Below are 11131 nucleotides of genomic sequence, written 5' to 3' on the forward strand. Positions count from 1 at the left end.
TAAAAAAAGGATTATAAAAGTTTTATGAAAATTTCGCGGTTTTATAGGACTCTTGACATTTTTAATAAACGTAGTAAAGTAATATGATGTGTTACAGATGTAAATTTCATTCTCGGTTTGTTAATAATTTGTTCATAATTTCTTGATAAAATGTTTATTAGATTTCATAAAAAGAATTATTAGTGATATAATATTCTTTCCTTAATTGAAGGTAGGTGCAATCATGAAAATGAATATGTTAAAACGTGGTCAAAATATCTTCACTAACTTTTTTGGCTTTTTCTTATTAGCGGTACTATTGCTTTGGCTAAAGACCTATGTTGCTCAAGTATCAGAGTTTAACCTAGGAATAGATAATTCCTTACAAACCTTTTTATTACTACTAAACCCACTGGGATCTGCATTGTTTTTCTTAGGTTTTGCATTTCTTGGTAAAGGGACAAAGAGATATAGACGATTACTCATTATCTATTTTCTAATGTCGTTCCTTTTATACGCAAATATTATGTATTATCGATTTTTCAGTGACTTTATTACATTACCAACACTGTTTCAAACACAAAACTTTGGTGATGTAAGTGGAAGTGTTGTCTCACTGTTAAAACCTTACGACTTTTTATTCTTTATTGACTGGATTGTCTTAGTAGCACTTGTTGCTTTCAAAGTAGTAAAAATTGAGACAACTCAAATTAAAGGATTTAAAGTAGCTGCTTTATTTGCATTTTCAATCTTAATCTCTGTTGCAAACTTAGCTCTTGCTGAGGTTGATCGTCCACAATTGTTAACTCGTGGATTTGACAGACATTATATTGTGAAATATTTAGGAATGTATAACTATACAATCTACGATGCTGTACAAAGTACGAAAGCTTCAACGCAAAGGGCACTCGCGGATAGCAATGACAGTGTTGAAGTTATTAACTATACAAAAGCAAATTATGCGGAGCCAAATCCGAAGTACTTTGGTAAAGGTGAAGGGATGAACGTAATTTATGTCCATCTTGAATCTATCCAAAATTTCTTAATTGATTATGAATTACATGGCGAAGAGGTAACACCTTTCCTAAATTCATTAACGGAAGATGAAAATACGCTTTACTTTGATAATTTCTTCCATCAAACAGCACAAGGTAAGACAGCTGATGCAGAGTTTATCCTTGAAAACTCATTATACGGGCTTCCACAAGGATCAGCTTTTACTACAAAAGGTATGAACACATATCAAGCAGCACCAGCTATTCTTGGTCAAAAAGGGTATACATCTGCTGTGTTCCACGGTAACTCAGGTAGTTTCTGGAACCGTAATGAGATCTATAAATCATTCGGTTATAACCATTTCTTCGATTCAAGTTATTATGACATGAATCCAGAGGAACTTGCTGAATATGGTCTAATGGATAAGCCGTTCTTTGAGCAATCGATCGATTTACTTGAAACATTGCCTCAACCATTTTATACAAAGTTTATTACGGTAACTCACCATTATCCGTATTTAATTGATGTAGAGGATGCGACAATTGATCCTCATACAACAGGTGACCGTTCTGTTGATAGATATTTCCAAACTGCACGTTATGCTGATGAGGCACTTGAGCAATTCTTCAATGATTTAAAAGATAGTGGATTGTACGATAACTCCATTATTGTTATGTACGGAGACCATTATGGTATTTCTGCTAACCATAACAAAGCAATGAAGAAAGTGTTAGAAAAAGAAGAAATCACTTCATTTGATAACGCGGGTCTTCAGCGTGTACCATTGTTTATTCGTGTTCCAGGCATGGAAGGTGGAGAGATGCACCAGTATGGTGGGCAAATTGATCTTCTGCCAACATTGCTACACTTACTTGGTGTCGATACGAAGGAATATGTTCAATTCGGTACAGACTTACTATCTGAACAACATGATCAGGTTGTTCCATTCAGAAATGGTGATTTTGTAAGTCCGTTAATTTCTTCAGTTGACGGTAAGTACTATGATTCCGTTACTGGACTCGAAATAGAGGAAGAACGAGTAGAAGCAGCCAAAAAACTTCGTAATGTTGTAGAGGAAAAATTATCAACATCAGATAAGGTTGTCAATGGCGATCTTTTACGATTCTATACTCCTCCAGAGTTTGAACCAATTAATCGAGCAGACTTTAACTATCTCTCTGATGAGGAATCTGAATAATAAAAGTAAGCTACCTAAGAGCCAATCTCTTAGGTAGCTTTTTTGTGGGCATAATCTAGTGGAACGGTCTGAATTTGGGATGATGATGAGGAACAAAACGCACCGCCCGAGGTAGAGTTAAGTGCTTCATCACGCGGATGAGGAACAAAACGCACCGCCCGATGTAGAGTTAAGTCCTTCATCACGTGGATGAGGAACAAAACGCACCGCCCGATGTAGAGTTAAGTCCTTCATCACGCGGATGAGGAAAAAAACGCTTCGAACAAGTCAAAGTTAAGTCCTTCATCACGCGGATGAGGAACAAAACGCACCGCCCGAGTTAGAGTTAAGTGCTTCATCACGCGGATGAGGAACAAAACGCACCGCCCGATGTAGAGTTAAGTCCTTCATCACGCGGATGAGGAAAAAAACGCTTCGAACAAGTCAAAGTTAAGTCCTTCATCACGCCGATGAGGAACAAAACGTACCGCCCGAGGTAGAGTTAAGTCCTTCATCACGCCGATGAGGAACAAAACGCACCGTCCGAGGTAGAGTTAAGTGCTTCATCACGTGGATGAGGAACAAAACACACCGCCCGAGGTAGAGTTAAGTACTTCATTAACTAGCCAACTTAACGAAAATCAATTCTCTTCTAAACTTGATAGGGGGACATCTTGTTCTTGCTGTGGATTATCTAATGGGAAAATTCTTGCTGTTTCATTTTTATCGTCGACGTTTTGGATATAAACTTGAACGCCATTGTATGTAACATTTGCTAAATCTGGTGATGATGCAATTTCCTGTGCGCGTTGTGTATTCATTATAGACCTCCTAGACATTTTTCACATCTTAGCGTTTGCATTTTATAGAGAATCTATGCTGTCAGGAACCAGCGATGTTCGTGTTCATGCAGGATTTTTAGGGAAGGATAAAGAATATAAGTACAAGTCTGAACTTATTAAGGAGCAAATAGGAATGAAAAATAGTAAACATACAGGTGACCGTAGGTACAAGGTCGCCAATAGAGAAGCAATAATTGGGATTTGTTTAGCTATCTTTAATTTTATATGGTGGTTTGGATTTGCCTATGGATTAGGCTCAAAGCCTGTTGAAGAATATACATATATTGCTGGATTACCAAGCTGGTTTTTCTATAGCTGCGTTGTTGGCTTTTTAGTAGTTGTATTATTGGTGGTCATATTAGTAAAAGGTGTATTTAAAGAAGTGCCTTTTGATGATGAAGGAGGAGACTCCTTTTGAACTGGGAAGTATTATTACCAATGCTTGGTTTATTAGTCATTATTTTTTTTGTTGGAATGTATGCTGCAGGTCGTGTAAAAGCGAATTCTGGGTTTCTCCAAGATTATTTCTTAGGGAGTCGTGAGCTTGGCGGGTTTGTCCTTGCTATGACAATGGTTGCAACCTATGGTAGTGCAAGTAGTTTTATAGGTGGGCCAGGGGCTGCTTACAATATTGGGATGGGATGGGTTCTGCTTGCCATGATTCAAGTAGTTACAGGCTATTTTGTCCTAGCGGTTTTAGGAAAAAAGTTTGCAATTGTTGCCCGAAAGATTAATGCGGTAACCCTTATTGATTTCTTAAAAGAACGCTATAACTCGAAATGGGTTGTTCTTCTATCGGCGGGGAGTATCATTGTCTTTCTGTTTGCATCAATGTCTGCACAATGGGTTGGCGGAGGCAGATTAATTGAGTCCCTAACAGGGTTATCCTATACAACTTCATTGTTTATTTTCGCAGTTTCTGTGTTAGTTTATGTGACAATTGGAGGATTTCGGGCAGTTGCACTAACAGAAACGATTCAAGGAATCATTATGTTCGTTGGAACAGTTATTATACTAGTAGGAACTATTATTGCTGGTGGTGGTATCCCAGCTATTATCAAAGAACTTGTAGCAGAAAATCCACAACTAGTATCTCCATTTGGGCATGATGGGTCGCTTTCTCCCTTATATTTGTCCTCATTTTGGATTCTTGTTGGCGTAGGGGTTGTCGGATTGCCACAAATAGCTGTTAGAGCAATGTCATATAAGCATGCGAAAGCTATGCACCAAGCGATAATTATCGGTACGATAGTAGTGGGATTTATTATGCTAGGTATGCATTTGTCAGGTGTATTTGCAAGAGCAATCATTCCGGGAATTGAAGTACCAGACACAGTTATGCCATTACTTGCGATGGAGGTTTTGCCCCCTTGGTTAGCAGGGGTTGTTCTTTCTGCTCCGATGGCGGCGATTATGTCTACTGTGAATTCTTTATTGTTATTGGTGAGTTCAGCGATTGTAAAGGATGTGTACTTGAATTATATAAGACCTGATGCATCAGAACGTGTTGTCAAAAGATTAAGCATGACTGTTACAGCCCTTATTGGTATTCTCGTTTTATTATTTGCAACCAATCCCCCTGACTTACTAATCTGGTTAAATCTCTTCGCATTCGGGGGACTAGAAGCAGCTTTTATATGGCCAATTGTACTTGGTTTATATTGGAAGACTGGGAATAAGTATGGTGCCATTTCGTCGATGGTGGTTGGGGTAGGCAGTTATGTATTCATTCATACGTTTCATCCTGAGCCATTTGGGATGCATTCAGTTGTGATACCAGTTCTGTTATCACTCGTTGCTTACATCACAATGAGTCTGCTCATAAAGGAAAAAGATTCACGGCATTTAGAAGAAATTAAAGCGAAATTTTCGTGAAAGAGTGAGGACTCATGACCATTATAAATAAGTTATCTTCTCAATTAGGAGATAGATCGGAAGAAGGGAACCGTAGGGATGCGCGGGAATGTCTCAAGGATCCAGGGCCTCTATTGGGCGATGTATTTAGCAAGAAATGACATTAATAGGTGATTGTGTCGAGGTATGTACCATCGGAAATCCGAGGGATTGCTGAAGAGTTTATAAATGACAATAGAAGCAGTGTGCAAAAAGCTGCGAAAGCAATGGTTAAAGCATTAGATAAGGGGAAGGTATCGGTTTATCAGAAATACGTAAGGGAGATCACAATGAAGGTTCTAATCGCACTCGATTCATTTAAAGGAAGCATCTCTTCAATTGAAGGAAGTAAGGCAATTTCAGAAGGTATAAGAGAGGTATATCAGGAAGCTGAAATAGTCATCCTGCCACTAGCGGACGGAGGTGAAGGAACTGTTGAAGCTTTACTTCATGCTACTTCTGGGAATCTAATTGAGACAACCGTTACTGGTCCTCTATTAGAGAAGGTACATGCTGTTTACGGAGTTTTAGGTGATCAAGTAACAGCTGTTATAGAGATTGCAGCCGCCTGTGGACTCCCACTTATTCCAAATGGAAAGCGGAACCCAGCAGTAACAACCTCCTATGGTGTAGGAGAATTAATTCTTGATGCTTGTGATCGAGGTTGTCGAAAATTTGTAATTGGTTTGGGTGGTAGCTCAACGAATGATGCTGGAGTAGGCATGCTGCAAGCCCTTGGCTATCGGTTTCTTACTAAGGAAGGTCATGAGGTTCGCTTTGGTGGACAAGTCTTAAAAGAGATTGAAAGAATTGATACTACCAATGTTCATCCTGTTCTAAAGGAATGTACGTTTCAGATTGCTTGTGACGTTCACAACCCACTGTATGGCCCAAATGGGGCGGCCGCTATTTTTGGTCCGCAAAAAGGGGCGGATGAAACTATGGTAAAAGAACTCGATGAAGGTCTTAGATGTTTTTCGGAAGTTGTTCAAGCTAGTATGAACATTGACATTCATTCCTTCCCAGGAGCAGGTGCAGCAGGTGGTCTCGGAGCTGCTTTTAGCGGGTTCTTACATGGGCAACTTCAATCTGGTATTGAGTTAGTTCTTAAAACCATTGGAATGAATAAACAGTTAGAGGGTGTTGATTTCGTGATTACTGGTGAGGGGAAGATGGATGGCCAAACATCAATGGGAAAGGCCCCAGTTGGTGTTGCCCAAATGGCAAATAGACAAGGTGTTCCAGTGATTGCATTGGCAGGTGCGACAACTGATGAAACAAAATCATTACATAAATGTGGAGTCACCTCTTTCTTTTCCATTAGTAATGAACCAATGAGTTTAGATGAAGCGATGGACTTTAGGCGTACATATAAAAATTTAAAAACCGTCTCAAGCGAGATATTTCGATTGATAAAAGCAGTAAAATTAGGTAGTTAAGATTTCTCACGTTACCAACAGATGGAACGGTCACCTAAATAAATGACCGTTCTTTTTTTACTAATGAAGTATTTGATCCTTACTATCTATAAATAATGAGCCATCTTGTTGGACCTCCGCATACATCACGTCTGAGGGAGAGGAAATCCCAGCTAGCTTAAGCTGTTGATGTAACCATTCTTGATTTAAATTAAGCTGTGATAGATTAGTTTCTAAGACAGTACCATCCGTTATAACCTCGGTGGCAATAGGATAAATCCTGTCCGTTGATGGTGTCACTTTTAAATCGCTTTTCGTTACATTTTGTTTCTCCTCCTTTTTAAGGACAGATAACTTTCCGTTCGTTTCAAATATCGCATAGTCTACGTCCTTCATCGAAAAGACGCTTTGTTGTCTTAACATTGCCATTAGGGAGTCGATATCAAGTCTGCTCTTCTTAAGAGATTTCTCCACGATTTTTCCATCCTTTATTACAACGATCGGGTCACCAGTCGTAACTTTTCTTGCCTTTTTTGATTTAATATCTATAAAATCCATTAATAGTGTAAATATTGTCCAACCTGCAAGTGCCAGCAACCCATTACGAATACTTAGATTTTGACTTACAACAAGATTGGCTGCAATGGACCCAATAGCGATTGCGGAAACAAAATTGAAGAACGTCATCTGACTGATCTCTTTCCTGCCCAAGATTCTCGTTAGTATAAATAATGTAATAAATCCAAGACTAATTCGCAAAAGTAATTCAGGAAATTCCACCATAAAGCCCCTCTCTTTTAATTTTTAATGATGTTTACATTTTATCTACATAGCATTCCACTAGGCGAAATTCTCATGCTTAATCCAACACCTTTTCCTAAAAATACACATAAAGTAAGAATAACTGGGAGAAGGGTGCTGCTTACAATGAAAATCAATATTACATTAGATAAAATAACGATTTATACCATGAGTGGAAATTCTTCTTTTACTGTAGGGGAGTCGAGGCAAAAAGAACTCTCATATACAGATCAATCACAAGGCACAAATAGTTCGATAGGTGATTCTTCAAACAATTATTCGAAAATGACCAATTATCAGGAAGTAGAGAAGAAAAAGAGAAAAACAAATAAACAGTCTAAGATAGAACAAGAAAAAGAAGAGGAAACCCCGGCTTTAACCGGGATTTATCCATAGAAGGGAGTAAACCATGATTGACGGCAGTAGCATCGGAGGCATTAAGATAAATTCGGTCTCTGGAAATGCATCTATCCATTTTGGGGATGCCACCATTTCCAGTAGTTCTGTTACAGTGAAGGCACAGGGGAATGCATTTAGTATTGGGGACCTTTCGAAAGTATGGTCACCGATGAGTAATGGGTGGATGGACAACGATGGAAATGATCAAGACTCAGGAGGTAGTCCTACCACCTCAGCACCACTTCAAGTCTAAAAAAGGAAAGGCTATCCAAGAGATAGTCCTTTCCTTTGGTGTGATGTTTAACAACCCGTATCGTTTGCTATCTCTGTATAATCTTGCCATAATAAAGAAAAATGGTAAGGAAAGGGGCTAGATGGATGAAGGTTTGTGTAGTCGGAGCAAATGGACAGATTGGAAAACAGGTGGTAGACCTATTAAAGAAAAGTAGTGAACATACACCAATTGCAATGGTGCGTAAACAAGAGCAGGTGGCCTATTTTAAGGATCTGGGTGTGGATACAGTCTTGGCAAGTATTTCGGAAGATGTAGACAGTATATCTGAAGCAATCACAGGCTGTGACGCGATTGTATTTACGGCAGGTTCAGGAGGACATACTGGCCCAGATCAAACCCTATTAATTGACCTTGATGGTGCTGTTAAAACAATTGAAGCTGCAGAGCAATCAAATGTGAAACGTTTTGTTATGGTAAGTGCACTGGGTGCCCACAAGCGAGAGAATTGGAATGAGGCGATTCGTCCCTATTATGTAGCGAAGCATTATGCTGATAGAATGCTTATGTTGAGTGAGTTAACCTATACGATTCTTCGACCAGGCGGCTTGTTAAATGAAGAGGGTACGGGGAAAGTATATGTTGGAGAAGAACTAACTAGAGGTTCCATTCCTCGTGCAGATGTAGCTAAAACAATCGTTGCAGCCTTAACTGAAGAAAATACTTATTATCAATCATTCGATCTTGTAAGTGGGGAACTACCCATTACAGATGCATTGAAAAACATAAAAGGTGAATAGCATTAACGCCTGCGACTCGATTTGTCGCAGGCGTTTTTTAAATACCAAAAATATTTATATATATAAAATGAAACTTTATGACTCTAGTAATCGTAAAATATGGAAGAATCTACTCAAAACTATAGAAATGGAAGTGTTGTTATGTAATAAAGGCAGCACTAAACTACTAGATTAAAAATTACATAAGGAGTTGCGTTATATGAGTGGTATAAACTTAGAAAATAAATTGTCCCCTGCTTTTCCGAAAATCAAAATGATTTCTGATACGATTACAAATCTTGTAGGATTTTTACTTGTAGGGTTTTTCTTTTGGTTGAATCATTATTTCTCTTGGCCATCTTGGGTATTTTGGATACTGATTGCTGTACTTGTGTTCGCCGTTTTCGGTACGATTTGGTCTTTTATCGAACCTGGACTGCTTTATCGTAATTGGAGCTATACGTTTAACGATGAATACCTCCAACTGAGCTACGGCGTTTTTACAAAAGAATGGGTGACTGTACCGATGACGAAAATTCAGTCGGTAGCAACGAGTCAAGGCCCTATTATGAAACGCTATCATACCCGTTCAATCAAGGTAGAAACAATGGGTTCTTCCCATACAATACCGGCGTTGGAAGAAAATGTTGCTTTAGAGCTAAGAGAGAAGTTAGCAGAATATGCAAAGTTGAAGGAAGTTGATGAATGATGCGCCATCATCCACTTAGTATTGGTTATCGAATCTATCAATTCATAAAAAGTAGTTTCGTCCTCATTTTGCTTTTATTTGTAATTAGAAGAGACTCAGAATCTTGGTTATTTGTATATGGAAGATATGCTTTTCTGGTTTTAGTTGTGCTCCGATTGTCTTACATAGTGGTTAGTTGGTTTGTTGAGAAATATGAATGGGAAGACCGTACATTCCATATTCAAAAAGGCGTTTTTGTTAGACGTACAGCAACTATCCCGTTTTCTAAAATTCAGAATGTCACGAGAAAGACTTCCGTATTTCATAAAATAGTAGGAGTAACGTCCCTTACTTTTGAAACAGCAATGGACGGGGAAGATGATGCTATTAGGTTTGAGGTTCTATCGAAGAAACATGCGGATTTTTTACTAGATTTGGTTCAACCTGATAAGCAACAGGATGTTGAAGTGCAACAAGAAATAGAAGACGAAGAGCTACAGCAAAACGTCCAGAAAAAAAGTCGTACGGTTCATTTTACACCAGAGAAAAAAGACTTATGGAAGGCAAGTTTTACATCGTTAAGCTTCCTGGCGATTATTCCTATCGTTTTTGCAGGACTGGATTATTTAAGGCCATTTTTACCAGATACCGAACAGTTAGAGGGTACCTTTCAGGTGTTGATTGCTAGTAAGTGGCTATTTGTTATAGTCCTTATTTTAGCTATTATTGTGGCTGTCACGTTCGGGGTTGCAAGGACGTTCATTCGATATGGAAAATATGAAATAGCATCTGATGAAAGATATATTTATATTGATCGAGGGGTACTGGATGAAAGTTATTTTGCGATTGAAAAGAGGAAAATCCAAGGCTTAGAAATGAAGCAAACATGGATAAAGCGTCTTTTCGGGTTAGCGGAAGTCAAATTGATTAGTTCTGCGAATCCGAATAAAGCGGAAGAATCAATAAATGTTAACTCCTTATATCCATTTTTGCCAGTCCAAAAAGCATATGAGTTAATTGAAGAATTACTTCCACACTATCAGTTGAATGCAACCACACTAGAAAGATTACCACGAAAATCATTATGGTTAAAATTAGCGAGGCCAAGCTGGGTTTGGATCATTGCAACAATCATTTTATTCTATGTAAAGCCGGAGTTATTCGGTAGTAATCAGATGTGGTGGATCATATCCCTTTTGTTGCTTTGTATCATTGCCTTACATCGCATCCTGGATTATCATCATACAAGATACGCGGTAAATGAAGACCAAGTTCAATGGTGGCATGGCGGTCTAACGAGTACCATGTTCATAACGAAACGAAGACAAGTGATTGAAATGTCGTATTCGCAATCAAGATTACAAAGTCTCTTCCAAGTGGCATCCATAACGACAATGAATCGTTCGACACCGACACATGTCGAAGTTATTCAGGATATACCCTTGTCATTTGCGAAAGAATTTGAAAACTGGTATTTGAAGCGCCAAGAAAAGATTGAAGTGATAGGAACTAAGGGACAAAGGCCTCCTGTATCAGAGTAAGAGACGAATAATGTTTTTAGTAGTAACCGTAATGTATCCCATTTTTGTTGTTTTATATATTGGTAAAAGTAAATGTTATACTAACATTTTATATAACTGTCGAAATGAAGTCTTATTTTGATAGAAATTGATTATTGACAATTGCATGAAAAAAATGATAATCTGCAAGAGCACTAAGAAAAATTTGACAAAGGAGGAAAGGACAATGAAAGACTTATTACTACAAAACTACAACAATTTTATACATTGTCCATACCTCTTATTTGCATAATTGTAGATTCCGATTGCAATAAAAGGTATGGTACACGTACTATACCTTCCATAGAGATGCATGCTCTTTTTGGGTATGCATCTTTTTTGTGGTTGGATATTCTTAGTGAGGAAGT

At 38.3% G+C, this 11131-nt stretch carries 11 protein-coding genes; 9 read left to right on the plus strand and 2 right to left on the minus strand.

Annotated elements, in window-relative coordinates; translation table 11 throughout:
- Window positions 1–223 precede the first annotated feature (223 nt).
- Window positions 224–2173: an LTA synthase family protein gene (locus ACWNMY_RS18795; protein WP_449539776.1), complete on the plus strand. Its 1950-nt coding sequence runs from the start codon at window positions 224–226 to the stop codon at window positions 2171–2173.
- A 620-nt stretch (window positions 2174–2793) separates the two neighbouring features.
- Here the strand turns inward: ACWNMY_RS18795 and ACWNMY_RS18800 are convergent.
- Window positions 2794–2973: a small acid-soluble spore protein H gene (locus ACWNMY_RS18800; RefSeq protein WP_449539777.1), complete on the minus strand. Its 180-nt coding sequence runs from the start codon at window positions 2971–2973 to the stop codon at window positions 2794–2796.
- Between the two features lie 154 nt (window positions 2974–3127).
- Between ACWNMY_RS18800 and ACWNMY_RS18805 the strand changes: the two genes are divergently transcribed.
- The 3 genes from ACWNMY_RS18805 to ACWNMY_RS18815 all read left to right on the plus strand — a co-directional run bounded on the left by ACWNMY_RS18805 (window position 3128) and on the right by ACWNMY_RS18815 (window position 6326).
- Window positions 3128–3412 carry a YhdT family protein gene (locus ACWNMY_RS18805; RefSeq protein ID WP_449539778.1) on the plus strand — a complete coding sequence of 95 codons (285 nt, stop codon included), beginning with the start codon at window positions 3128–3130 and terminating at the stop codon, window positions 3410–3412.
- Entirely contained in the window at window positions 3409–4869 is a 1461-nt protein-coding gene (gene panF, locus ACWNMY_RS18810) for a sodium/pantothenate symporter (protein WP_449539779.1), read from the plus strand. Before ACWNMY_RS18805 ends, panF begins: the two co-directional genes overlap by 4 nt.
- A gap of 155 nt (window positions 4870–5024) precedes the next feature.
- The gene (locus tag ACWNMY_RS18815) at window positions 5025–6326 is read left to right on the plus strand and encodes a glycerate kinase (protein ID WP_449539780.1); all 1302 of its coding nucleotides are present in this window, start codon (window positions 5025–5027) and stop codon (window positions 6324–6326) included.
- A gap of 60 nt (window positions 6327–6386) precedes the next feature.
- Here the strand turns inward: ACWNMY_RS18815 and ACWNMY_RS18820 are convergent, their stop codons facing one another.
- The gene (locus ACWNMY_RS18820) at window positions 6387–7085 is read right to left on the minus strand and encodes a DUF421 domain-containing protein (RefSeq protein ID WP_449540491.1); all 699 of its coding nucleotides are present in this window, start codon (window positions 7083–7085) and stop codon (window positions 6387–6389) included.
- Between the two features lie 147 nt (window positions 7086–7232).
- Between ACWNMY_RS18820 and ACWNMY_RS18825 the strand changes: the two genes are divergently transcribed.
- The 5 genes from ACWNMY_RS18825 to ACWNMY_RS18845 all read left to right on the plus strand — a co-directional run bounded on the left by ACWNMY_RS18825 (window position 7233) and on the right by ACWNMY_RS18845 (window position 10745).
- Complete coding sequence (locus tag ACWNMY_RS18825) at window positions 7233–7502, plus strand: hypothetical protein (protein ID WP_449539781.1); 270 nt, start codon at window positions 7233–7235, stop codon at window positions 7500–7502.
- Window positions 7503–7515: 13 nt separating this feature from the next.
- On the plus strand, window positions 7516–7758 hold the full coding sequence (locus tag ACWNMY_RS18830; protein WP_449539782.1) for a spore germination protein: 243 nt from the start codon (window positions 7516–7518) through the stop codon (window positions 7756–7758).
- Window positions 7759–7883: 125 nt separating this feature from the next.
- On the plus strand, window positions 7884–8537 hold the full coding sequence (locus ACWNMY_RS18835) for an SDR family oxidoreductase (RefSeq protein ID WP_449539783.1): 654 nt from the start codon (window positions 7884–7886) through the stop codon (window positions 8535–8537).
- 199 nt (window positions 8538–8736) lie between these two features.
- On the plus strand, window positions 8737–9225 hold the full coding sequence (locus tag ACWNMY_RS18840; protein ID WP_449539784.1) for a PH domain-containing protein: 489 nt from the start codon (window positions 8737–8739) through the stop codon (window positions 9223–9225).
- Entirely contained in the window at window positions 9222–10745 is a 1524-nt protein-coding gene (locus ACWNMY_RS18845; RefSeq protein WP_449539785.1) for a PH domain-containing protein, read from the plus strand. The genes ACWNMY_RS18840 and ACWNMY_RS18845 overlap by 4 nt, the downstream gene beginning before the upstream one ends.
- Window positions 10746–11131: the final 386 nt, after the last annotated feature.

The sequence above is a fragment of the Ferdinandcohnia sp. Marseille-Q9671 genome, assembly GCF_976954385.1.